Source organism: Nocardia sp. NPDC004711 (assembly GCF_053601595.1).
The window spans coordinates 72,002-94,138 of sequence record NZ_JBSGCB010000029.1 but is presented as its reverse complement, the minus strand read 5'-3'; the positions used below and the strand labels follow the sequence as shown (position 1 = coordinate 94,138).

At 66.6% G+C, this 22,137-nt stretch carries 22 protein-coding genes and 1 pseudogene; 8 read left to right on the top strand and 15 right to left on the bottom strand.

Going from position 1 to position 22,137, the window contains the following annotated elements; genetic code table 11:
* Positions 1-99 precede the first annotated feature (99 nt).
* A complete protein-coding gene (locus tag ACWEKS_RS28145; protein WP_452342858.1) occupies positions 100-3,345 on the top strand; it encodes a protein kinase domain-containing protein in 3,246 nt (1,081 codons plus the stop codon).
* A gap of 197 nt (positions 3,346-3,542) precedes the next feature.
* Here ACWEKS_RS28145 and ACWEKS_RS28140 read toward each other — a convergent pair whose 3' ends face one another.
* From ACWEKS_RS28140 to ACWEKS_RS28075, 14 genes and pseudogenes are all read right to left on the bottom strand, one after another.
* A complete protein-coding gene (locus ACWEKS_RS28140; RefSeq protein ID WP_452342857.1) occupies positions 3,543-5,123 on the bottom strand; it encodes a purine-cytosine permease family protein in 1,581 nt (526 codons plus the stop codon).
* Entirely contained in the window at positions 5,032-5,427 is a 396-nt protein-coding gene (locus ACWEKS_RS28135; RefSeq protein WP_452342856.1) for a hypothetical protein, read from the bottom strand. Before ACWEKS_RS28135 ends, ACWEKS_RS28140 begins: the two co-directional genes overlap by 92 nt.
* 7 nt (positions 5,428-5,434) lie before the next feature.
* Entirely contained in the window at positions 5,435-7,075 is a 1,641-nt protein-coding gene (locus ACWEKS_RS28130) for a GMC family oxidoreductase (protein ID WP_452342855.1), read from the bottom strand.
* Between the two features lie 222 nt (positions 7,076-7,297).
* Positions 7,298-7,723 (bottom strand): hydroxyphenylacetyl-CoA thioesterase PaaI, encoded by a 426-nt coding sequence (paaI, locus tag ACWEKS_RS28125; protein ID WP_452342854.1) that lies wholly within the window; start codon positions 7,721-7,723, stop codon positions 7,298-7,300.
* 21 nt (positions 7,724-7,744) lie between these two features.
* The gene (gene paaK / locus ACWEKS_RS28120; protein ID WP_452342853.1) at positions 7,745-9,055 is read right to left on the bottom strand and encodes a phenylacetate--CoA ligase PaaK; all 1,311 of its coding nucleotides are present in this window, start codon (positions 9,053-9,055) and stop codon (positions 7,745-7,747) included.
* A gap of 24 nt (positions 9,056-9,079) precedes the next feature.
* On the bottom strand, positions 9,080-10,168 hold the full coding sequence (gene paaE / locus ACWEKS_RS28115) for a 1,2-phenylacetyl-CoA epoxidase subunit PaaE (protein WP_452342852.1): 1,089 nt from the start codon (positions 10,166-10,168) through the stop codon (positions 9,080-9,082).
* Between the two features lies 1 nt (position 10,169).
* The gene (paaD, locus tag ACWEKS_RS28110) at positions 10,170-10,691 is read right to left on the bottom strand and encodes a 1,2-phenylacetyl-CoA epoxidase subunit PaaD (protein WP_452342851.1); all 522 of its coding nucleotides are present in this window, start codon (positions 10,689-10,691) and stop codon (positions 10,170-10,172) included.
* A complete protein-coding gene (gene paaC, locus ACWEKS_RS28105) occupies positions 10,685-11,602 on the bottom strand; it encodes a 1,2-phenylacetyl-CoA epoxidase subunit PaaC (protein WP_452342850.1) in 918 nt (305 codons plus the stop codon). Before paaC ends, paaD begins: the two co-directional genes overlap by 7 nt.
* A 9-nt stretch (positions 11,603-11,611) precedes the next feature.
* The gene (paaB, locus tag ACWEKS_RS28100) at positions 11,612-11,905 is read right to left on the bottom strand and encodes a 1,2-phenylacetyl-CoA epoxidase subunit PaaB (protein ID WP_452342849.1); all 294 of its coding nucleotides are present in this window, start codon (positions 11,903-11,905) and stop codon (positions 11,612-11,614) included.
* A gap of 2 nt (positions 11,906-11,907) precedes the next feature.
* Entirely contained in the window at positions 11,908-12,852 is a 945-nt protein-coding gene (gene paaA, locus ACWEKS_RS28095; protein WP_452342848.1) for a 1,2-phenylacetyl-CoA epoxidase subunit PaaA, read from the bottom strand.
* Positions 12,853-12,863: 11 nt separating this feature from the next.
* A complete protein-coding gene (locus tag ACWEKS_RS28090) occupies positions 12,864-13,643 on the bottom strand; it encodes an enoyl-CoA hydratase/isomerase family protein (RefSeq protein WP_452342847.1) in 780 nt (259 codons plus the stop codon).
* A complete protein-coding gene (locus tag ACWEKS_RS28085) occupies positions 13,640-14,521 on the bottom strand; it encodes a 3-hydroxyacyl-CoA dehydrogenase family protein (protein ID WP_452342846.1) in 882 nt (293 codons plus the stop codon). The genes ACWEKS_RS28090 and ACWEKS_RS28085 overlap by 4 nt, the downstream gene beginning before the upstream one ends.
* Positions 14,518-15,249, bottom strand: a complete 732-nt coding sequence (locus tag ACWEKS_RS28080; RefSeq protein WP_452342845.1) for an enoyl-CoA hydratase/isomerase family protein — start codon at positions 15,247-15,249, stop codon at positions 14,518-14,520. The genes ACWEKS_RS28085 and ACWEKS_RS28080 overlap by 4 nt, the downstream gene beginning before the upstream one ends.
* Positions 15,246-15,452: pseudogene (locus tag ACWEKS_RS28075) on the bottom strand (3-oxoadipyl-CoA thiolase); the annotation flags it as partial. The gene ACWEKS_RS28080 and the pseudogene ACWEKS_RS28075, both read right to left, overlap by 4 nt.
* A gap of 127 nt (positions 15,453-15,579) precedes the next feature.
* Here ACWEKS_RS28075 and ACWEKS_RS28070 point away from each other — a divergent pair.
* The 4 genes from ACWEKS_RS28070 to ACWEKS_RS28055 all read left to right on the top strand — a co-directional run bounded on the left by ACWEKS_RS28070 (position 15,580) and on the right by ACWEKS_RS28055 (position 19,326).
* Positions 15,580-16,188 (top strand): TetR/AcrR family transcriptional regulator, encoded by a 609-nt coding sequence (locus tag ACWEKS_RS28070; RefSeq protein WP_452342844.1) that lies wholly within the window; start codon positions 15,580-15,582, stop codon positions 16,186-16,188.
* 80 nt (positions 16,189-16,268) lie between these two features.
* Positions 16,269-18,281, top strand: coding sequence for a phenylacetic acid degradation bifunctional protein PaaZ (gene paaZ / locus ACWEKS_RS28065; protein WP_452342843.1), 2,013 nt, complete (start codon positions 16,269-16,271; stop codon positions 18,279-18,281).
* Entirely contained in the window at positions 18,278-18,595 is a 318-nt protein-coding gene (locus ACWEKS_RS28060; RefSeq protein WP_452342842.1) for an EthD family reductase, read from the top strand. The genes paaZ and ACWEKS_RS28060 overlap by 4 nt, the downstream gene beginning before the upstream one ends.
* A 170-nt stretch (positions 18,596-18,765) precedes the next feature.
* On the top strand, positions 18,766-19,326 hold the full coding sequence (locus ACWEKS_RS28055; RefSeq protein WP_452342841.1) for a serine hydrolase: 561 nt from the start codon (positions 18,766-18,768) through the stop codon (positions 19,324-19,326).
* On the opposite strand, the gene ACWEKS_RS28050 is transcribed toward ACWEKS_RS28055, so the two are convergent.
* Positions 19,268-19,849 (bottom strand): helix-turn-helix domain-containing protein, encoded by a 582-nt coding sequence (locus tag ACWEKS_RS28050; protein ID WP_452342840.1) that lies wholly within the window; start codon positions 19,847-19,849, stop codon positions 19,268-19,270. The genes ACWEKS_RS28055 and ACWEKS_RS28050 overlap by 59 nt on opposite strands.
* A 77-nt stretch (positions 19,850-19,926) precedes the next feature.
* On the opposite strand from ACWEKS_RS28050, the gene ACWEKS_RS28045 reads away from it, so the two are divergent.
* The 3 genes from ACWEKS_RS28045 (at position 19,927) to ACWEKS_RS28035 (ending at position 21,907) form a co-directional block, all read left to right on the top strand.
* The gene (locus ACWEKS_RS28045) at positions 19,927-20,976 is read left to right on the top strand and encodes an NAD(P)/FAD-dependent oxidoreductase (RefSeq protein ID WP_452342839.1); all 1,050 of its coding nucleotides are present in this window, start codon (positions 19,927-19,929) and stop codon (positions 20,974-20,976) included.
* Positions 20,977-21,005: 29 nt separating this feature from the next.
* Entirely contained in the window at positions 21,006-21,332 is a 327-nt protein-coding gene (trxA, locus tag ACWEKS_RS28040) for a thioredoxin (protein WP_452342838.1), read from the top strand.
* A gap of 71 nt (positions 21,333-21,403) precedes the next feature.
* Positions 21,404-21,907 carry a cupin domain-containing protein gene (locus tag ACWEKS_RS28035; protein WP_452342837.1) on the top strand — a complete coding sequence of 168 codons (504 nt, stop codon included), beginning with the start codon at positions 21,404-21,406 and terminating at the stop codon, positions 21,905-21,907.
* Positions 21,908-22,137 lie beyond the last annotated feature (230 nt).

Sequence of the window (22,137 nt, the reverse complement as noted above, 5' to 3'; positions counted from 1 at the left end):
TGCCCACAACGCGCCTGAGCGCTCCACGTGATCGGGCCCTCCCCAGCACAGCGGGCTAACATAGGAATTTCCGGGGGGTGTGAATCGCAGGTGACCCATATGGTCGAGGACGACCCCCTCAGAACGCACCGGGATGTGGCGGCTCCACCAGTCGCGGAGCTGAGTTCGGTGGGGTTCGAGGATGCCGAGGAGATCGGGCGGGGCGGGTTCGGCGTGGTCTACCGATGCACCCAGCGCGGGTTGGATCGCGTCGTCGCGGTGAAGGTGCTCACCGCTGAACCGGACGAGGAAAACAGAGCGCGGTTTCTGCGGGAGCAACGCGCGATGGGGCGACTGACCGGCCATCCGAACATCGTCGGGCTCCTGCAGATCGGCGAGATCTCGTCTGGGAGACCATATTTGGTGATGCAGTGCCACGCGCGCGGATCCCTCGAGGACCGGATCCGCAGGGACGGTCCGCTTCCTGTGGACGAGGTGCTGCGGCTTGGGATCAAGGTGGCCGGGGCGCTCGAGACGGCGCACCGGCTCGGTATCGTACATCGCGACGTCAAACCGGCGAATATCCTGTTCACCGAATACGGGGAGCCGGCGTTGTGCGATCTCGGCATTGCCCGTATCGCCGGCGGATTCGAGACCGCCGCTGGAGCGGTCATGGCGTCGCCGGCTTTTGCTGCTCCCGAGGTTCTCGACGGCGATCCGCCCAGTCGGGCGTCGGACGTGTACGGACTGGGAAGCACGTTGTTCTGTGCCCTCACCGGACATGCTGCTTTCGAACGCCGGAGTGGGGAACAGGTCGTTGCGCAGTTTCTCCGGATCACCACCGAACCGGTGCCGGATCTGCGCACGGGCGGGATCCCCGACGACGTGTGCGCGGCAATCGAAACCGCGATGGACCGAGATCCATCACAGCGCCCCTCCGCCATCGCACTCGGTAAGCAGCTGCAACGGATCCAGCGCGACCATGGTTACTCCGTCGAGGAGATGACCATCCGCGGCGAACCCGACAACGTGCAGGAAGTGCACGCACCGGCGCCAGGACGGCAGCGTCGCAAGCGGGATACGGGTGCCCTTCCGTTGGAACTGACCAGCTTTGTCGGTCGGAGGGCACAACTATCCGAGGTCAAGAAGGCGCTGTCGGAATCGCGTCTGGTTACGCTGACGGGCATCGGTGGGGTCGGCAAGACGCGGCTCGCGGCGCGGGCGGCGAGCAAGTTGCGCGGCAGTTACGCGGACGGGGTGAGACTGGTCGAGTTCGGCGACATTCACGAGCCAGAGTTGGTGGACGACATCGTGGCTACTTCCGTGGGCGTGCGGAACCTGGCCGGCAGACCGGCGAGGGAGGTATTGGTCGAGTTCCTGTCGACACGGAATCTTTTGCTGGTGCTCGACAACTGCGAGCACCTGGTGGAGGCGGTCGCCTACCTCGCGGAGTCGCTACTGCGTGGCTGCGTGGACCTGTCGATCTTGGCCACCAGCCGCGAGGTCCTCGGAATCGGCGGCGAATCCGTGTTCCCGGTGACGCCGCTGAGTTTTCCGGATCCGTCCAGCGTGCCCACGCTGGGAGAAGCGTCCCGATACGATGCGGTGGAATTGTTCGTCGAACGAGCGGCGGCGGCGTTGCCCGGGTTCGAGCTGACTCGAGACAACCAGCTTGCCGTAGCCCGGATTTGTGCCCGGCTGGACGGGTTGCCATTGGCGATCGAGCTGGCCACGGCCCGGCTGCGCGTGCTGTCCGTCGATCAGATCCTCCGACGGCTCGACGACCGGTACACCCTGCTCACAGCCGGCAATCGCGATGTCCCGACTCGCCAGCAGACTCTGTGGTGGTGCATCGGCTGGAGTTACGACCTGTGCACACCACGCGAACAGCAGCTGTGGTCGCGACTGTCGATCTTCGCCCCCAGCTTCGAACTCGACGCAGCGGAAGCGGTGTGCGGCACCGCCACACCCGACCCCGACCTGCTCGACGCATTGTTCGCGTTGGTGGACAAGTCGATCCTGATCCGGGAGGAATTCGGTGGCGCGGTCCGGTTTCGGATGCTCGACACCGTGCAGAACTACGGCAGGAGAAAGCTCGAGGAGGCAGGTGAGGACTCGGAGATCGGTCGCCGGCATCGGGATTGGTACGAGCGGTTGGCGCTCGACTCGGAGGCCGAGTGGGTCAGTCCCCGCCAACTCGAGTGGGATTCTCGCCTGAAGCAAGAACTGCCGAATCTGCGCAAGGCAATGGAGTTCGACCTGTCCGAGGCCAGTGCCGGCGGCATGAGGATCGCAGCAGCTCTGTTTTCGTTCTGGTACATGGGTGGCCGAATCACCGAGGGCCGCAGCTGGCTCGACCGAACTCTGGCCCGCTCGGTCGTTGGACAAGGTCGAGATCGCGCCAAGGCGCTCTACTCGGCCGGGATGCTTGCCGCGAGTCAGGGCGACCTGGCCGCGGCGACAGCGCGGGTGGCAGAACTCGAGGGGCTGGCCACGCAGATGACAGGTCCGGAGATCGCCACTTGGGTGGCAGTTGCGGACGGTTTCACTGCGCTTGTCAGCGATGATCTCGGCCGTGCGGTCGCCCGCCTGGAAGAGGCCAGAGAACTGGTCACAGGCTGTAGTGATCCCGTATTGCGAATGGACACTTCCCTGTCGCTCGGATGGGCATACCAACTCAGCGGGGATCTCCGGCGTGCGGTCGCCTGTCACGAGCAGGCGCTGGCATTCGCGGACTCTCGCGGCGGAGAGACGTCCTTTCGCTCCTGGCTGTTGTGGGCGATGGGTACGGCTTTCTGGAGGCAGGGTGCGCTCGACCGAGCCACGGACCTGTTGAAGGAGAGCCTTCGTCGTGCTCGCTCGGTAGATGATCCACTCATCGCCGCGACCAGTTTGGAAGCTCTCGCATGGATCGCTTCGGATCGCGACGATGTCCGCCGCGCCGCTGTGTTGATGGGTGCTGCTGGAGCACTGGGCCGGGCCGCAGGTAGCTCCGCCATCCTGTTCCCCAACCTGGCCACCCATCACGAAGCATGCGAGCGCCGCGCACAGGAGACTCTCGGAGCGCGAGAATTCGGAAAAGCCCAGAAGAAGGGCGGTGCGATGAGTTTCGCCATGGCCGTTGCCTTCGGCCTCGGAGAAGACCTCCCATCGCCCGCCGACCGGGCGGCGTCGATCCTCACCAAACGTGAGCGGCAAATCGCCGAACTAGTAGCCGAAGGTCTCACCAACAACGCAATCGCTGGTCGATTGACGATCTCACGGCGCACCGCGGAGGGACACGTCGAGCACATCCTGACGAAGCTGGGTTTCACCTCGCGGGCTCAGATCGCGAGGTGGGTTGCAGCAGCCGCAGGACCACCCTGAGTTCACATGATCGATGTTCGGGCGCAGCGTCTCGTCGGCCGGCGACGCATTGACTTCCCACCCCGTATCCAGGGCTCGTGCGTTGTAGTTGATCAGCCGTGGAGGCGGCCGTCGAGGTTCATCCTGGACGGGTCCTGCTCGCGGGCGACCGGGGTCTGATCCGGAGAGGGACGCGGACGGTGAATCGCCCGAGTTCACTACTGCTGCACCGCCGAGGCGACAAGGGCGGCGGAACGATTCCTGCGGCGGGCAAGAGCTGTGGCTGTGAAGTAGTAGAGCGGTGAAACGACAGCCAATCCGACGATGAACGAGATGTCTATGTTGCCAAGCATTTTGGCGATCGGTCCGATGAAGGCGGTTCCGATGATCATGAACGGGAGTTGTACGGCGACACCGATGAGGTAGCAGCTGATCGCAGGCCAGTTGACCCGGCCGTAGCGACCGCCGTCGCGCTTGTAGAAGTCTTCGACGACATAGTCCCCATGCCGGACCAGGTAGTAGTCCACCAGATTCACGGCGGTCCACGGGACCAGCGAACCCAGCAGCAGAACCAGGAAGTTCTTGTAGGTGGCGACGAAGTCGCTGCCCCCGGTGAGCGCGACACTCGAGGCCAGCACGCACAGTCCGGTGGCGACCAGAGCACGTTCGCGGCCGCGTGGATCGAGACGCGGAAAGACCGTCTGCGCAATCGTGATCGTGCACAGCGTGCCGCAGTACAGGTTCATCGCGTTCGTAGCGGCGACTCCGATGCCGAAGACCACAACCACCACGACGCTGATCCCCGCGGTGGCCTGGGTTAGGGCGACAACCGGGTCGGTGTGAGGGAGCAGCAATCCGACGCCCGCCCCGAGGAACATCGGCAGGATCGAGCCAATGCTGGTGCCCAAGTAGCTCATCCAGAATGCCGGCCTCGGGCCCGTCTTTGCCGGCAGGTAGCGCGAATAGTCGGAAACGTATGGGGCATAGGCGATCTGCCACACCGCACACGCCCCGAAGGCGCTCAGGAAGCCGGCCGGCGTCGCGGTGCCCGTGCTGAAGAAGTGAGCGGGCACCGAGTGGACGATGAACGCCCACACGAACGCCATCAGCAGAACCAGCCCCGACGCCCACGTCATGATGCGCGCGTAGACATGGATCAGGGTGTAACCCCAGATGACCGCGCAGACACTGATCGCCGCGAGCACCACGATGCCGGCCTTGCCGCTCAGGAAGGGTATGGCCGACGCGAGGGACTGCCCGCCGAAGACCAGAATCGAGATGAAGAACCCGAGGTACATGCAGACGACGACTCCGACGATGAGAATCGATCCCAGCGAACCGAATTGGCCCTTGGTCTGCACCATCTGCGGAACACCCAGCCGCGGCCCCTGAGCCGAGTGCAGCGCCATGAAGATCGCACCGAAGAGATTTCCCGCGACGACCGCCAGCGCGGCCGACCAGGCGGGCTGCCCGAAGAGGGTCGTCGACAACGCCCCGGTGACGACCGCCAGGATCATGATGTTGGTTCCGAACCAGATCGTGAACATGTCCCGGTTGCGCCCGTGGCGCTGGTCGGCCGGGATCGGTTGGATGGTGGCCGATTCGATGGTGGAGACAGATTCTTCACGCCCGCTGTGATTTTCACTCACTGGCGTTGCCTTTCGCAGGACCCGGGGCAGGTTGGGAGATGGTGGTCTCGGGGCTTGATCAGCGGATGACGAAGCCGCGCTCGACAACGTCGGCGAGCAGATCGACGTAGCAATCCATGTCATCGCGGACCGGACGCGGCGCCGCGGCATACGGCATGGCGGCCTTCACGGCGGGACTGAGGAAGTACGCCCCTGCCGTCAGCACCGTCAGCGCCTCGAACTGGTCGGGCCGGTGTGCGGCGAGCTCATCGAGAGCGGCTTCGGGATCCTTGCCGGTGCACGAGGCGACGGCGGCGGCGAATGCCTCTGCGAGATCAGGCCGGTAGCCGAGAACCTGGTCGAGCAACGCGTCGGGCACTGCGGCGGCGCTCGCCGAGGGCATGGAGCCGGACGCGGGAATCAACGTGTCGGCGAGAAGCGCGAAGGTGCGGCGCTGGTCGGAGTCGAGCATCATGCTGTCCTTAGAACGGGGTCTGGATGCTGTGGCGGTTTTCGGCGAGGTGCCGCATCGAGCGCAGAGCGATCGCCATGATGGTCGCGGTCGGGTTCACGCCCGTGGAGGTGACGAAGACGCTGCCGTCGATGATGAACAGGTTGGGTACATCGTGTGCCCGACCCCACTGATCGACGACGGAGGTGGCGGGGTCGGTGCCCATGGTGGCCGTGCCGAGCAGATGCCAGGCGCTGTGGCGTACCACTGGGATCGGGTGGACTTCGACAGCCCCGGCAGCCTGATGCGCCTCGATCGCCCGTTCCACGTTGAATTCGAGCATTCGCGCACAGTTCTCACCGATGGTGTAGCGGATTTTCGCGGCCGGTATCCCGTCGGAGTCTGTGACGTCCGGGGCGAGCACGACCGCGTTGTGCTCGTCGGGCAGGTCTTCGGTGGTGATCCCCCATTCGCTGTAACGCCCGAACGTACGCGCGAGGCGGCTGTGGAAGGCGGGTCCGAAACTCCCACGCCAGTCCTGGCCCCGCTCCCACAGGACGTGGGCGAGCGGGCCACCGGTCGGCATCAGGTTCCACTTCGCTCCCCGCACGAAACCGCGGTCGGTGTCGGTCTCGTAGAACTGCATCGACTGCAGCGCCTGTCCTGCCGGGCCGAGCCAGGTTTCGAGCTCTTCGTCGTAGGTGCCGAATACCGAGGCGTACGGGTGCGTCATCAGACGCTTGCCCACCAGCCCGGAGGAGTTGGCGAGGCCGTTGGGGAAAAGCGACGAGGTCGAGTTCAGCAGCAGGCGCGGGGTGCCCACACCGTTCGCGGCCATCACGGTCACCCGGGCCGCCAGGTGCTGCAGGTTCCCGTCGCGGTCGATGTACTCGGCGCCGGTGACAAGGCCGCGGTCGTTCACGGTGAGCCGGCTGACCCGGGCACCGGTGATCAGCACCGCACCCAGCGCGATCGCGTCCCGCCAGTGTGTGAGGTCGGTGCTGGCCTTGGCTCCGGTCGGACATCCGGATTCACACGCGCCGTAGCGCAGACAGGCCGGGCGGTTCCTGAAGTTGCGCGACGCGATGGCATTCGGTGCCGGCCACCAGTGCCAGCCCAGCTTGTCCATCCCTTTGGCCGCGACGACACCGTACTTGCCGATCGGCAGCGGCGGCAGCGGAAAGGTGTGTGGATCCGGATAGGCGGGGTCGCCTTCGAGCCCGGACGCGCCGATCTGGTAGGTGACCTCGTCGTAGAACGGTCGCAGATCCTCATAGGTGAACGGCCAGTCCTCGGCCACACCGTCGAGTGTCTTGACCCGGAAGTCCGACGGCATCGCGCGAACCCAGTGCCCGGAGAACATGATCGTGCTGCCGCCGACCCCATTGAACATCAGCGGTTCGACCGGGCTCTCGGTGGCATCGACCGGGTAGTCGGCCGGGTTCTGACGCACATTCGGGCTGGAGTTCCACTGCTTCAGGCGGGTGAGCTCCCACGACGGTTTGTCACCGGTGAAGTCGTCGGGCAGGTTCCAGTCTCCTTGCTCCAGACACACGACCTCGAGGCCGCTACCGGCCAACTCGAGTGCTGCCACCCCGCCAGATGCTCCGGCGCCCACGATGAGGACGTCGACTCCTCCGGCGGTGTCGTAGTCGACGTGCTCTGTGGTCATCGGCTGTGCTCCGGGGAGGCTCGAGCCGGCCGAAGCCGCTCGCGCCCATGGGTCCTTCCCCGAATCGGGGAGTCACGAGCAATGATGCGTGGGTCACACCTCGCCCGCCAGCATCGATCCGCAACAAACCGGCGAACCTGTGTTGTGTAAACGCACAAGAAGCCGGCTGAGACCGGCGATCCACTGTTCCACCCGTCGCCACACCGAGGGCTGAGATCGCGATCAGGACCGAGCTCGGATCTCACGGCTGGTGCCGCGGAATTCGGCCACGACGATCTCACCGCGACGCACGGTGACGTCGTAGATGCCATTACGGCCGTAGCGGACTCGCTCGACGGCTTCGGCGACCAGCTCGTCGCCGGCGGTCGTCGGTTCCAGGTAGGTGATCGACGCACCAGCGGCCACCGTGGGACGACCGTAACCATTGCACGCCACCGCGAAGGCGCTGTCGGCCAGGAGAAAGACATAGCCGCCGTGGGTGATGGCGTGGCCGTTGAGCATATCGTCGGTGACCTTCATGGCGAGGGTGGCCGACCCGGGTCCGTTGCCCAGCAACTGAATTCCGCAGTCTGTCGACGCGTGATCCGCGTCGAGCATGGCGCGGGCGAAGTCGGTTCCGGTGGAATCCTCGCCGACGTGCTCGTTCATCGGGTACTCCCTCGGACGAGTTCAGTGAGGGCGGTTGTCGATCAGGCGACGTACCTTGCCCGACGATCGTTCGAGGGTCTCGGGCGCGAGTACGTCGACGCCCACCGTGACACCGATCTGCTGCTTGACCAGATGGATCAATGTCGCGGCCGCCACCTCGCGATCCGCCGCGGTGGCGTCCGGGCGGGCTTCGACTCGCACCGTCAGCTGATCCATCCGGCCGGGTCGGTCCACTATGCACTCGAATTGGGGTGCCAGCGTCGGCACGGTGAGGACGATTTCCTCGATCTGGGTGGGGAACAGGTTCACGCCGCGCAGGATGATCATGTCGTCGCTGCGGCCGGTGATTTTCTGCATTCTGCGCATGGTGCGGGCGGTGCCGGGCAGCAGGCGGGTGATATCGCGGGTGCGGTAGCGGATGACGGGGAATGCCTCCTTGGTCAGGGAGGTGAACACGAGCTCGCCTTCGGCCCCGTCGGGCAGCACCTGCCCGGTCTCGGGATCGATGATTTCCGGGTAGAAGTGATCTTCCCAGATATGCGGTCCGTCTTTGGTTTCCGCGCATTCCATGGCTACGCCGGGGCCGATGACCTCGGACAGCCCGTAGATGTCCAGGGCGTCGATGTCCAGTTGTGATTCGAGTTCGCGGCGCATGGCCTCGGTCCACGGTTCGGCTCCGAACACGCCGATCCGCAGGGACGTAGATGCTGGGTCGATGCCCTGGCGAGTCATGGCGTCGAGCAATGTGAGCATGTAGGACGGCGTCACCATGATGGCGTCGGGTCTGAAATCCTGAATCAGGCGCACCTGGCGCTCGGTCATGCCACCCGACATGGGAATCACGGTGCAGCCCAGTCGTTCCGCGCCGTAATGGGCGCCGAGTCCCCCGGTGAACAGCCCGTAGCCGTAGGCGATGTGCACGACGTCGGTGGAGCGCACGCCCGCGGCGCGCAGACTGCGGGCGATGAGATCGGCCCAGTGTCCGAGATCGTTGGCGGTATAGCCGACGACGGTGGGCTGGCCGGTGGTACCGGAGGAGGCGTGGATGCGCGAAACCTGCTCGCGCGGAACGGCGAACATCCCGAACGGATAGTTGGCCCGCAGGTCGGCCTTGGTGGCGAATGGGAATTTCGCGAGGTCGGACAGTTCTCTCAGGTCCGACGGGTGCACGCCGACCGCGTCGAATGCGATGCGGTAGTGGGAAACGTGCTCGTAGGCGTGCTGCAATGACCAGCGCAGCCGTTCGAGTTGCAGTGCGGCGATGCGGTCGCGATCGGCGAATTCGATATCGTCGGCGGGAACCGTGGCGGGCGTGGGAGCGACGGTGCTCAAGGGAATGTCCTGTCGGTGTGGTGATCAGGCGTCGAAGTCGACGGTGAGGGCGTCGGTAACCGGATAGCTCTGGCAGGTGAGGACGAAGCCCGCTGCGATTTCGCTGTCCTCGAGGGCGTAGTCGCGCCGCATGTCCGCCGCCCCGTCGGTGATCTTGGCGCGGCAGGTGCCGCACACTCCGCCCTTGCACGCGAAGGGCAGATCGGAGCGCACCTGTTCGGCGGCATCCAGAATCGTGCGGTCCCGTGGCAGGTCCGCGGTGGTGGAGCGGCCGTCGAGACTGATGGTGACCCGGGTGCTCGGCCCGGTCGTCCCCGGTTCGCGGTGGGGCTCCGGCGGTGGTGGGGTGTCGCCGACGTAGAACAGCTCGCGGTGGACGCGATCGGCGGCCACCCCGAAGTCGGCCAGCACGGTGACGGTGTCGTCCACCATGCCGTGCGGCCCACAGATCCACGCGTGGTCGATACCGTCGATATCGACCAGCGCCGTGAGGATTTCACGTAGTCGGTCGGCATCGAGTCGGCCGGTGAACAATTCGACGTCGCGTGGTTCTCGGGAGAGCACGTGGATGAGCGAGAAGCGTTCGCCGTAGGCGTCTTTCAGGTCTGCGAGCTCGTCGGCGAACATGACCGAGCGGGTGCGCCGGTTGCCGTACAGCAGCGTTACCCGGCTGTCGGGGTTGGCGAGCAGCGAGGCGGCGATCGACAGCAGCGGGGTGATGCCGGACCCAGCGCCCACCAGCAGATGCCGTCCGGCGCTCGACGGGTCGGCGACGAAGCTGCCGGACGGGGGCTGCACCTCTACGCGATCGCCCGGCGTGACCTCGTGGACCAGCCAGTTCGAGAACAGGCCACCGGATACCTCCCGCACCCCGACCCGGGGCGCCGCGCCCTGCGCAGCGCAGATCGAATACGATCGCCGCTGTTCGACGCCGTCCACCATCCGCCGCAGTGTGAGGAATTGGCCTGGCCGGAAATGGAATTCGTCGGCGAGCCGATCGGGTACGGCGAAGGTCACGGCGACGGCGTCGTCGCACAGGCGCTGCACGGCCGCGACCTCGAGCGCGTGGAACGCGCGGGATCGGCCGGTGGTAGGTGCCGTTGTCGTGGTCACCTCAGATCTCCTTCACATGATCGAACGGTTCGAGACAGTCGCGGCAGCGATACAGCGCTTTGCATGCGGTGGCCGAGAACGGCGAGACGAGTTCGGTCGCAGCCGAACCGCAGTTCGGGCAGCGTACGGCGCGCGGCGGCGAAGTCAGGGTGAGCGGGATGGGCCCGCCGGTTCGCGCCGGCGCCGGGCCTGGCGGGGAGTATCCGTGTTCGCGCAGCTTGCGCCGCCCGTCGGGGGTGATCCAGTCGCTGGTCCACGGCGGCGACAGCACGGTGTCCACCCGCACGGCCGCGAAACCGTGTGCGTGCAGGTCGTATTCGATGTCGGCTCGAATGGTCGCCATGGCCGGGCACCCCGAGTAGGTGGGGGTGATGGTCACGACGACCACGCCCTCGAGTTCGACCCGTACGTCGCGTAGGACACCGAGGTCGGCGATGGTGAGGATCGGCATCTCCGGGTCCGCGACCGCCGCGGCCACCGCCCGGGCACGATCGTCCTCGGCGGTGGAGGCCGCGGTCACCACGACGCTTCCGGATGGGCGCGGGCCAGGCTCTGCATCTCGGCCAGGATCAGCCCCAGCGCTTCGGTGTGCAGGCCGTCGCGTCCGGCGCGTCCGCCGACAGTGGCAGCCGAAACCCGTTCGGGTGCAGTGGTTTCCGCAGCCCGGAGAATCGTGGTGAGGGTCTCCTCGACCGCGGTGCGCACCTGTGCCGGGTCCACGGCAACCCCGGTCGCCGCGAGCGCCGTCTCGTCCGCGGAGGAGCTGAACAGTTCGGGAACGAAGGGCCAGACCTGGCCGAGCGCCCGGATCAGCCGGCCGTGCGACTCGTCGGTCCCGGCGCCGAGCACGACCGCCCATCGGGCCGCGTAATCGCGGTGGTAGGTCAGTTCCTTGACCCCTTTGTGCGCCACTGCCGACAGCACCGGATCCCGGGAGTCCCGCAAACGCGCGAGAACCGCCAGCCGCCAGGTCGAGAAGACGAGCAGCCTGGTGATCGCCTGCGCGAAGTCGCCATTGTCGAGTTCGCACAGGCGCACGTTGCGGAATTCCGCGTCGGTACGGAAGAACGCCAGCGCGTCCTCGGGTGGAATGGGTGAGGTAGCCGAGAGGTACGGCACGACGGCGGGATCGGCCGCCGCGGCGCGGGCCAGCAGCAGCCGGGCCTGCCCGAGCAGGTCCAGGCCGATATTGGCCAGCGCGACCTCCTCCTCCAATTCCGGCGCGTGCGTGACCAATTCGGTCAACCGCTGGGCGCTGATCAGGGCATCGTCGGCGAGCATGAGGCAGTACCGCGCCAGCGCCGAGGCGTCCACGTCCGCAGGCACGGTCGTGTCCACCCCGGCCAGGGGGTCGTCGAAGCTGGTCCCGAATGCCCAGCGGCCGTCGTCATCGGCGGCGGCAAGACCGTCGAAGGGATTGTCGTGGTCGATCATGGCGGCGCCTCACATATGGGGAACGGTGTCGGGGATCTCGTAGAAGGTCGGATGGCGGTAGACCTTGTCTCGGTTGGGCGCGAAGAAGGGATCCTTCTCGGCCGGGCTGGATGCCGCGATGGCGTGCGAGGGCACCACCCAGATGCTCACGCCCTCGTTGCGGCGGGTGTAGACGTCGCGGGCGTGCCGCAGTGCCATCTCGTCGTCGGCGGCGTGCAGTGAACCCACGTGCACGTGGTTGAGTCCGCGCTTGCCACGCACGAACACCTCGTACAGCGGCCATTCCGAACGAGTAGCGGTCATGGTCATGCCTCCTGACTTCCGTTGCGGTGGGCGAACGCCGCGGCTGCTTCGCGCACCCACGCCCCGTTGTCGTGTGCGGATCGCCGGACCTCGATCCGCTGCGCATTGCACGCACCGTTGCCGGCCACGACCTGCGCGAACTCGTCCCAGTCGGGTCGGCCGAAGTCGTGAGCGCCGCGCTCGGCGTTCCATGTCAGTTCCGGATCGGGCAGGGTGACGCCCAGCGTCGCGGCCTGCGGAACCGTCATGTCGACGAATCGCTGCCGCAGTTCGTCATTGGTGTGGCGTTTGATCCGCCAGCGCATGGACTGCGCGGTGTTGGGCGAGGCGTCGTCGGGCGGGCCGAACATCATCAGTGCCGGCCACCACCACCGATCGACGGACTCCTGCACCATGGCCCGCTGGGCGTCGGTGCCGCGCATCATGGTCATGAGCAGCTCGTAGCCCTGACGCTGATGGAACGACTCCTCCTTGCAGACTCGGATCATCGCGCGCGCGTAGGGACCGAACGAGCTGCGGCACAGCGGAACCTGGTTGCAGATCGCCGCGCCGTCCACCAGCCACCCGATGACCCCGACATCGGCGAAGGTCAGGGTCGGATAGTTGAAGATCGAGGAGTATTTCTGCCGGCCGGAGAGCAGTTTGCCGGTGAGGTCGCCGCGGTCCGCGCCCAGGGTTTCCGCCGCGGAGTACAGGTACAGACCGTGCCCGGCCTCGTCCTGGACCTTGGCCAGCAGGATCGCCTTGCGGCGCAGCGAGGGCGCGCGGGTGAGCCAGTTGCCTTCGGGCTGCATGCCGATGATCTCGGAGTGGGCGTGCTGGGCGATCTGGCGAATCAGGGTGGCGCGGTAGGCGTCCGGCATCCAGTCGCGCGGCTCGATGCGCTGATCGGCGTCGAGTGTGGCGTCGAATCCCGCCTGCAGATCGTCGGAGACAGGGGTGTTCATGACCGAACCCTTCAGTGACCGGTGAAGACCGGGGTTGTCTTGGACAGGAAGGCAGTGACCGCGGCGCGATGGTCGGCGCTCGCACCGAGCCGCTGCTGGGCGTTGGCTTCGTGTTCCAGCGTTTCGGCCAGATCGGCGTCCGACCGCGCCAGCAGCGTCTTCACCTCTCGGTAGGCGGCGGTCGGTCCTGCGGCCAGGCGGGCCGCGAGTTCGCGTGCCGCGGTGTCCAATTCGGAGTCGTCGACGACCCGATGCACGAGTCCCCATTCCAGGGCCCGGGCGGCGTCGATCCGATCGCCGAGCAGCATGAGCCCGGCGGCGCGCGCGGTGCCCAGAGCCCGTGCCAAGCTGTGGCTCAGGCCCGAATCGCCGGCCAGGCCGATGCCGGTGAACGCGGTGGCGAAGGTGGACGACCGCCCGCCGATCCGGATATCGCCCGCGAGCGCGATGCCGAGTCCCGCACCGACACAGGCGCCCTGGATCGCGACGACCACCGGGACCTGGATCGCCGCCAACGCGGTGATCAGCGGGTTGTAGTGTTCCCGGACGGTCGCCATGGCGGTGGCCGGGTCGGCGTCCAGGGCGGTCACGTGCTCGGCGAGATCCTGCCCGACACAGAAGTTCCGGCCCTCCGCGCGCAGCAGGACGGCCCGGACGCTGTCGTCGGCAGCGAGGGATCGCAGGGCGTCGAGCAGTCCCGCTTTGAGGGCGCGGTCCAGCGCGTTGGATGCCGCGGGCCGCGCCAGCGTGAGGACGGCCAGGCCATCACTCAGTTCCATGGTGGTGGTCATCGAGTGGTTCCTTTCGTTCCGCCGTTCCAGTCGTAGAACCCGCGTCCGGTCTTGCGCCCGAGCTCGCCCCGGGCGACCTTGTCGCGCAGCAGCTGTGGGGGTTCGAAGCGGGGTCCCAGGGTGGCGGCGAGGTGTTCGGCGATCGCGAGCCGGACGTCGAGCCCGACCAGATCGGTCGATCGCAGCGGGCCCATCGCATGCCGGTAGCCCAGTTCCATTGCCCTGTCGATGGATTCGGCATCGGCCACGCCGTCCTCGAGCATGCGGACGGCCTCCAGACCGAGGCACACCCCGAGACGGCTGGTCGCGAAGCCCGGGGCGTCGTTGACCAGTACCTCGGCTTTGCCGAGCGCGGCGACCCAGCCGCGCACTCGCTCCATGACGCCGGGGGCGGTGCCGGGGGCGCGCACCACCTCGACAAGTTTGGACGCGGGAACCGGATTGAAGAAGTGCATGCCCAGGAACCGGCTCGGGTCCTTCAGCACCGCACCCAGTTCCGTGATGGACAGGGAACTGGTGTTGGAGGCGAGCACCGTGTCCGGCCCGACCGCCCGCTCCGCCGCAGTCAGCACTTCGGCCTTGAGTCGCGTGGTCTCCGGCACCGCTTCGATCACCAGATCCGAATCGGCGGGCAGCTCGGCGATGGCCGTGGCCAGGGTGATTCTCGCCATGATCGTGTCGATATCACTGCCGCCCAGCGCATTTCGGTCCGCTGCCGCCGCCAGGCCATTGCGAATACGCTGCCGCGCTTCGGCCAGATCGCCTGATTCGACGACGGTGACATCGCTGCCGAGGGCGGCGAAGGACTGGGCGATGCCCGCGCCCATCCGTCCTCCGCCGATCACCCCGATCCGTACGGCTACCGCAGTGTCGGTCATCGTGTCCTCTTCTCCAGGAATGCGGTCATCCGCTCGTGTTTCTCGGCGCTGTCGAACAGCACCGCTTGGGCGATGTCATCGGCGCGGGATCCGTCGGCGACCAGCTTGGTCAGCCGCAAGGCCAGCGGTGACTGGCGCACGATGCGGTCGAGGAGTTCGTGTGCGGCGGTGACGTGTGTCCCCTCCGGGACGACGTCGAGCACCAGCCCGCACCGCAGTGCGCGCTCGGCATCCAGCCGCGCACCACCGAGCAGGACCTGCTTGGCGATCGAGGCGCCGACCAGCTCCGGCAGCCGATAACCGGCGCCCGCCGCGGCCATGATGCCCAGACCTGGTTCCGGATTCGCGAAAACGGCCGTCGGCGTGGCGATCCGGATGTCGCAGGCATAGGCCAGTTCGGCGCCGCCGCCGAAGGCGTAGCCGCTCACCGCGGCGATCGTCGGCAGCGGCAGCCGCGCCACCCTGTCGAACAGGGTGCGGTTGATCCCGGCCAGCGCTTCGTTCAGCCCTCGGTCACGTAATTCGGCGATATCGGCGCCGCCTGCGAAATGGTCACCACGACCGGTGAGCACCAATGGTTTCGGCGTACGTTCCAGCCGCTCGCAGACCCGGTGCAGCTCGGAGATCATCTCCGCGTCGATGGCATTGCGCCGTTCCGGCCGATCCAGGACCACCACGGTGCGGTCGTCGGACTCGGTGACATCGAGGGTGGAGAACAGGCGGCTCACGGGGCCTCCACCAGCATCGTCACACCCTGTCCGACACCCGCGCAGAGGGTCGCGAGTCCACGGCGCGCGCCTTCGCGCTCCATACGCCCCGATAGCGTCAACAGGATTCGCGCACCGGAGCATCCGAGCGGATGTCCCAGCGCGATCGCGCCGCCGTCGGCGTTGACGATCTCTTCGTCCAGCTTCAACTGCCGCACCCGTCCACCAGAAAGACCTCGCGCATCCTCACCCTCCTGTCCTCGCCTTCATAATTACCGAATGTTCGGTCGGTAATCAACCCCATTCGCGGGTCTGCGCGAAATGCTTGCCGGGCACTGAGAAGATGGGCGAATGGCTTCTCCGCGCGTCACCCGCAGGTCCGGCCCCGGCCGGCCCGGCTACGACCTCGACTCCCTGCTGTCTGTCGCCGTCAAGGTTTTCAACGAGAAGGGCTACGACGGCACCAGCATGGAGACCCTGGCGCAGCGGCTCGGAATCACGAAATCCTCCATCTACCACCACGTCTCCGGCAAAGAGGAGCTGCTGGAACTGGCACTCGGGCGCGCACTCAACGGGCTGTTCGCGGTCACCACCGAACCCGAGGTCACCGCGGGCCCCTACATCGACCGGCTCGAGCACCTGGTGCGCCGCAGCGTCCAGGTACTGGCCACCGAGCTGCCGTATGTGACATTGCTGCTGCGTGTGCGCGGCAACAGCCCCGTCGAACGCCGTGCCCTCGCCCGCCGCCGCGAATTCGACGACGTGGTCGCGCGACTGGTCAGCGAGGCCGTTTCCGAGGGCGATCTGCGCCCGGACATCGACCCCGCGCTGATCAGCCGCCTGCTGTTCGGCATGGTCAACTCCCTCATCGAGTGGTACAGCCCGCGTGGGGGCACCTCCGTGGACCAGCTGGCCGAAGCCGTGGTCCGCATGACATTCGACGGCCTGCGCACGCACTGACCGGTCGCGGTTCCTTGACACGGGCAAGGGCCGCGCGCGATCGTAATTACCGACCGAATGGACGGTAGATCGGAGTTGTTGTGAGCAGGTTGTTGCAGAGTTATGTGAGCGGGCGGTGGCACACTCCGCCGGATGCGGGCCAGTCGATCCTCAGCGCCGTGGACGGCAGCGAGATCGCGCGGATCTCCTCGACCGGCGTCGACTTCGCCGCGGCGGTGCATCACGCGCGCTCGGTCGGCGGGCCCGCGCTGGCGCGGCTGACCTTCCACGAGCGCGCGGGGCTGCTGAAGGCGCTCGGGCAGTCCATCCTGGCGTGCAAGAACAAGTTCTACGCGGTGTCGCGAGCGACCGGCGCGACCGACCGGGACTCGGCGATCGACATCGATGGCGGCGCGGGCACCCTGCTCAGCTACGCGAGTCGCGCCAAGCGTGAATTGCCCAATGGCACCATGTATCTCGACGGCGGGGTGGAGCGGCTCGGTAAGCGCGGAACCTTCGTCGCCCAACATGTCTACACCACCCGCCCGGGCGTGGCGGTGCAGATCAATGCTTTCAACTTCCCGGTCTGGGGTTTCCTCGAGAAGCTGGCTCCGGCGTTGATCGCGGGTGTGCCGAGCATCGTCAAGCCCGCATCGCAGACGGCGTATCTGACCGAGGCCGTGTTCCGCCACATCATCGAATCCGGTCTGCTGCCGGAAGGTTCGGTGCAGCTGGTGTGCGGCGGCACCGGCGACCTGTTGGATCAGCTGGGTGGCCAGGACTCGCTGCTGTTCACCGGCTCCGCGCAGACTGCCGCGCTCCTGCGCACGCACCCGGCGCTCGTGCGCCAGGGCACCCGATTCACCGCAGAGGCCGATTCGCTCAACGCCTCGATCCTCGGCACCGACGTGGCTCCCGGCACTGAGGAGTTCGATCTGTTTGTGCGCCAATTGGTTACGGAGATGACCGCGAAGGCGGGACAGAAGTGCACGGCCATCCGGCGCGCGTTCGTTCCCGAGAACATGGTCGACGCGGTGATCGACGCCACCCGGGAGCGGTTGAGCAAGGTTGCGACGGGCGCACCCGGGGACGAGGGCGTCACCATGGGCGCATTGGCCGGCGTGCAGCAACGCGACGAAGTGTTGAAGGCCGTCCAGGCCCTCACCGCCAGCAGCGAGATCGTGGTCGGCCAAGCGCAGGCACCGGAGGGACCGGGTGCGTTCCTGTCGCCTATCTTGTTGCGCTGCAGGGACAACACCGCCTCCGAACCGCACGAGATCGAGCCGTTCGGTCCGGTGGCGACGGTCATCGGCTATCGCGATGCCGCCGAGGTGATCGACCTGGTGGCGCGCGGGCAGGGCAGTCTGGTCGCCTCCCTGGTCACCGCCGACGCGGCGCTCGCCCGGGAGATCGTGCTGGGCCTGGCTCCGTTCCATGGCCGTGTCCTGGTTCTCGACACCGAGGATGCGAAGGAATCGACCGGCCACGGTTCCCCACTGCCGGTGCTCGTGCACGGAGGACCCGGCCGGGCCGGGGGCGGCGAGGAGCTGGGCGGTATCCGCGGCGTACTCCATCACATGCAGCGCACGGCCGTGCAAGCGTCGCCGGACAAGCTCGCCGCGATTACCGGGCAGTGGGTCAGCGGCGCAGCCCGGCAGGTCGGAGCGGTGCATCCGTTCCGGAAGAGCCTGGCAGAGTTGGCTATCGGCGACACCGTCGTGGGCGGTCCGCGGCAGGTCACGGGCGCTGACATCGCGCACTTCGCGGAGTTCACCGGCGACACGTTCTATGCCCACACCGATCCCGTTGCCGCGGCGGCCAATCCACTCTTCGGCGGTATCGTCGCCCACGGCTACCTGGTTGTATCGCTTGCGGCCGGGCTGTTCGTGGACCCTGCGCCGGGCCCGGTCCTCGCCAATTTCGGCGTCGACAACCTGCGATTCCTCACCCCCGTCAAGGTCGACGACATCCTCACCGTGACCCTCACCGCGAAGGCCATCACGCCCCGGGCCACCGCCGACTACGGTGAAGTCCGCTGGGACACCGTGGTGACGAATCAGAATGCCGAACCCGTGGCGACCTACGACGTACTCACCCTGGTGGCGAAGTCATGACCTACCGCATCGCCATCTGCTACGGCCGCCCAGCGGATCCCGCGGCCTTCGACGCGTACTACGCCGAAACCCATGTACCGCTGGCTCGGAAGATCCCCGGACTCTCCGCATTCACCTGGGGCCTCTGCTCCGCACTCGGTAGCGGCGAACCGCCGTACTACATGGTTGCGAGCCTGGACTTCCCGACGGCCGAGGCACTCGATCAGGCATTGGCCTCAACCGAAATGAAGGCCGCCGGCCGCGATGTCCGCAACTTCGCCACCAGCGGTGTCACCATGTTCACCCAATCCGAGCAATCAGGACTGATTCCCTGATCCGGATGCCAGCCCGGCGGGCGGGGGTCTGAGGTGCGGCTCGAGCTGTTCAACGACCGTGTCCTGGAGCTGATGGCCGAATCAAGCCCTCGGAGTTCCTGACCGCAGAGTGCCACCTCACTCGACTCACCAGCCCGGTCGGACCCAACGCCTACGGATACACGTACCGGATGGGAGCGGTACCCGATCCGGCCGACATGGGCCGGTGGCTGCATGACTGCCTCACTCCCCCGCCCCGGGGCTGGACGTACAGCGCGGAAGCCAACTTCACGAAAGGCGTTCCCGGCCAAGCGCACCAATACTCCGATGTCGCATACGAACTCGCCGGCCACGTAGTCCAGGCGGCCACCGGCAAGTACTTCGCCGACTACTGCCGCGACGCGATCCTCACGCCCGCAGGCATGACCCGTTCGGATTTCAACCGTGACAAGCTCTCCGAGGACAACAGCATCGCACTGCGCTGGTACCGGCGAGCCCGCGCCAGCCATTCCCGAGCGGCGAACAGAACAGCGATGGTGGCCTTGTGGATGAGAGCCGAGCCGGTGCGCGGACCTGGACAGCTGCGAGGACACCTGGCCCTCGTAGCTGTCCGGGGTAGAGCCGGGCGGGCGATCCGGACCGCGATGCCGCTCGAGGGCTCTGCAACGGCAGACGTTCAAGCCGGCCGCCTTCTCACCCGGTCGGCTTCGCGCGCATGTGCATGCGCTGTCCCTGGGGACCGAAGAGGCTGAGGATCTCGACCGGCCCCCGGCCGGTGCTACCGAACCAATGCGGCACCCGGGTATCGAATTCTGCGGCCTCACCCTGACCGAGCACGACATCATGATCTCCGAGTACGAGCCTCAGGCGTCCTGACAGCACGTACAACCATTCATAGCCGTCGTGGACAACCACATGGGGTTCGGCCTGACTCGGCGGAACGGTGACCTTGAACGCCTGCAACCCCCCGCGTTGACGGGTGAGCGGCAAGATCGTCCGGCCACTCACCGTCCGCGGTGCTCGAACGATCCGGGGGTCCGCGATCTGAGGCGCAGCGATGATTTCGTCGAGTGGGACCCGGAAGGCCAATGCGATGGGGAGCAGCAGTTCCAGGCTCGGGCGGCGCTGGCCCATCTCCAATCGGGAGAGCGTACTCGTAGAGATCCCGGTATCCGCCGACAATTCGGCAAGCGTCACCCCTCGTCGAGTGCGAAGGTCCTTGATGCGCGGCCCGACTCGATCCAGGGCCGCCGCGATCTGCGGTGTATCCGACACATGCGCATCATCGATCCGCTTCCCAGAAACAGCAAATATTTTTGCCGTTTTCGCAGAAGCGCTGGCACTTTCGGGTCATGAAACGAGACAACACCACCGACAATCTTCTGGATGTCGCCATCATCGGAGGTGGCGCCGCCGGACTGACCGCCGCGCAGGTACTCGGACGCGCACGCCGCAACGTCGCGGTGATCGATAGCCGCGATCCTCGCAACAGGCCGGCCGCACACATGCACGGGTTCCTGTCGCGCGACGGAATGCCGCCCGCCGATCTGGTCGCCATCGGGCGCAAGGAAGCGCTCGACTATGGTGTCAACCTCATCGACGGCCACGTCACCGAAATCACGAGCCACGGAACCGATCCGGGATTCACGCTGCAGCTGACCACTGGCCGGCAGCTCGAAGCCCGTGCCGTCCTGATCAGCACCGGCCTCCGGGACGAACTACCGGGCGTCCCGGGACTGTGGGATCGATGGGGAGTCGACGTCCTGCACTGCCCCTTCTGCCACGGCTACGAGGTCCGCGACGAACCGCTCGGAGTCCTGGGCGGGAACGTCCGAGAGCTGTCCATCCACCAGGCGCTGCTGCTGCCGCAGTGGTCGCGCGATGTGGTCTTCTTCGCCAACGGCATCGACTTGACCGACGGAGAACGCGCTCGCATCCGCGCCCGCGGAGTCGACATCGTCGAGGATCCCGTGCGTGGCATTGTCGTGGACGACGATCGACTGCGCGCGGTCGAGCTCGGCGACGGGCAACTTGTCCCCCGCGCGGCGCTCTTCGTCGGCCCCCGATTCGTAGCCAACGACTCCCTGTTGCGCGGGTTCGGATGCGATATCGGACCCAACGGATTTGTCACCATCGACAGCACCGGCCGAACCAGTGTGCCGGGTATCTGGGCCGCTGGAAACGTGGCCGACCCGCGAGCACAGGTCATCACCGCCGCCGGCGCGGGGTCTGCCGCCGCGATCGCTGTCAACGGGTACCTCCTCGAATGGGACGTCGAAACGGCGCTCGCACACCGAAACCAGGCGCCGGCAGACGACGTCTTCTCCCCGGCGATGGAACGAGCGGTCAGCGCGATCGCCCTCGACGCGAAGCGATCCGACCCACGCTCGCCGCTGTCCTGAGCACTACACCCAGCGAGAACGAAGGAACCATGCCAACCATCGCAGTCACCGACACCACCTTCCAGAGCCGGGTGCTCGACAGCGCCACACCCGTGGTCGTCAACTTCTGGGCGCCCTGGTGCGGCCCGTGCCGAGTGCTCGCCCCCGTTCTCGAGGAGATCGCCGACGAACACTCCGAGGACTTCATCGTGGTGAAGGTCAACATCGACGAGAACCTGGCCGCTGTCGACGCTTACCAGATCATGGGAGTTCCGACGACGGTCCTCATCGTCGACGGCCAGGAAGTCACCCGAGTGACCGGCGCGAAACCGAAGAGCGCACTGCTCGACGACCTGCTGAAACCCCTCGCACGGTAGTCCAACCACGCGCTCGATCCGGGGTGCCGAGCGCGACACCCACCCCACCCCTTCACAAAGGAGCATCTCTGATGAACAACCACGAGACGACAGCCACGGACGTGCAGATTCCCACTGTGTGCGCCCCGGGCGAGGGTCTACGCGTCGCATCGGGCGGAATCGTGTACCGGTTCTTGACTACCGGTGCCGAAACCAACGGCAAATACTCACTTTTCGAAGCCACTCTGCGTCCCGGGGAGGGCTCGCCGTTCCACGTGCACAGCCGTGAGGAGGAGGCGTTCTACGTCCTGGACGGCGAGGTCGCCTTCTATACCGAGACCGGACGAATTCCCGCAGGGCCGGGAACGTTCATCAACGCCTCGATCGGCGTGATTCGTGGCTTCCGCAACGAAACCGACTGCAACGCAAAGATGCTCATCCTCGTGGCACCCTCCGGTCTCGAGGGCATGTTCCTGGCGGACGGCACCATCCTCACAGATCCGGCGCAGGAGGCCCCGCAGGGCGGCACCGAGTGTCCGGTCATCGCCGGACAGTACGGGATCGAAGTCATGCCATACGACCTTCCGGCTATGTAGCTCGCGGTCGCCCTGCGCGACGATGGAATCCGGGCCGATCCCTGGGGTTGCCGCGCCCCAGGGATCGAACTTGTCCCAGAAACAGCAAGAATCTTTGCCCTACGCCAAGTCCCGGAGCACGCTCTGCGCACCCACAAGCCCGAAGCGACCGCTGCCGCGTCCTACTGACGTAGCTCAGGTCCTCCAACCAATGGAGTACTCCCCCATGGCATTTGTCCCTGACGACCACC

What these genes read in the sequence shown, in the direction of transcription:
- paaB (WP_452342849.1), bottom strand. Translation starts at nt 11,905, where the DNA reads ATGACCGCTACTCGTTCGGAATGGCCGCTGTACGAGGTGTTCGTGCGT.
- ACWEKS_RS28055 (WP_452342841.1), top strand. Translation starts at nt 18,766, where the DNA reads ATGGGAGCGGTACCCGATCCGGCCGACATGGGCCGGTGGCTGCATGAC.
- ACWEKS_RS28090 (WP_452342847.1), bottom strand. Translation starts at nt 13,643, where the DNA reads ATGACCACCACCATGGAACTGAGTGATGGCCTGGCCGTCCTCACGCTG.
- paaA (WP_452342848.1), bottom strand. Translation starts at nt 12,852, where the DNA reads ATGAACACCCCTGTCTCCGACGATCTGCAGGCGGGATTCGACGCCACA.
- ACWEKS_RS28140 (WP_452342857.1), bottom strand. Translation starts at nt 5,123, where the DNA reads ATGCCGCGGCGCCGCGTCCGGTCCGCGATGACATGGATTGCTACGTCG.
- ACWEKS_RS28135 (WP_452342856.1), bottom strand. Translation starts at nt 5,427, where the DNA reads ATGATGCTCGACTCCGACCAGCGCCGCACCTTCGCGCTTCTCGCCGAC.
- ACWEKS_RS28085 (WP_452342846.1), bottom strand. Translation starts at nt 14,521, where the DNA reads ATGACCGACACTGCGGTAGCCGTACGGATCGGGGTGATCGGCGGAGGA.
- ACWEKS_RS28130 (WP_452342855.1), bottom strand. Translation starts at nt 7,075, where the DNA reads ATGACCACAGAGCACGTCGACTACGACACCGCCGGAGGAGTCGACGTC.
- trxA (WP_452342838.1), top strand. Translation starts at nt 21,006, where the DNA reads ATGCCAACCATCGCAGTCACCGACACCACCTTCCAGAGCCGGGTGCTC.
- ACWEKS_RS28035 (WP_452342837.1), top strand. Translation starts at nt 21,404, where the DNA reads ATGAACAACCACGAGACGACAGCCACGGACGTGCAGATTCCCACTGTG.
- ACWEKS_RS28070 (WP_452342844.1), top strand. Translation starts at nt 15,580, where the DNA reads ATGGCTTCTCCGCGCGTCACCCGCAGGTCCGGCCCCGGCCGGCCCGGC.
- ACWEKS_RS28060 (WP_452342842.1), top strand. Translation starts at nt 18,278, where the DNA reads ATGACCTACCGCATCGCCATCTGCTACGGCCGCCCAGCGGATCCCGCG.
- ACWEKS_RS28145 (WP_452342858.1), top strand. Translation starts at nt 100, where the DNA reads ATGGTCGAGGACGACCCCCTCAGAACGCACCGGGATGTGGCGGCTCCA.
- ACWEKS_RS28045 (WP_452342839.1), top strand. Translation starts at nt 19,927, where the DNA reads ATGAAACGAGACAACACCACCGACAATCTTCTGGATGTCGCCATCATC.
- paaC (WP_452342850.1), bottom strand. Translation starts at nt 11,602, where the DNA reads ATGATCGACCACGACAATCCCTTCGACGGTCTTGCCGCCGCCGATGAC.
- paaI (WP_452342854.1), bottom strand. Translation starts at nt 7,723, where the DNA reads ATGAACGAGCACGTCGGCGAGGATTCCACCGGAACCGACTTCGCCCGC.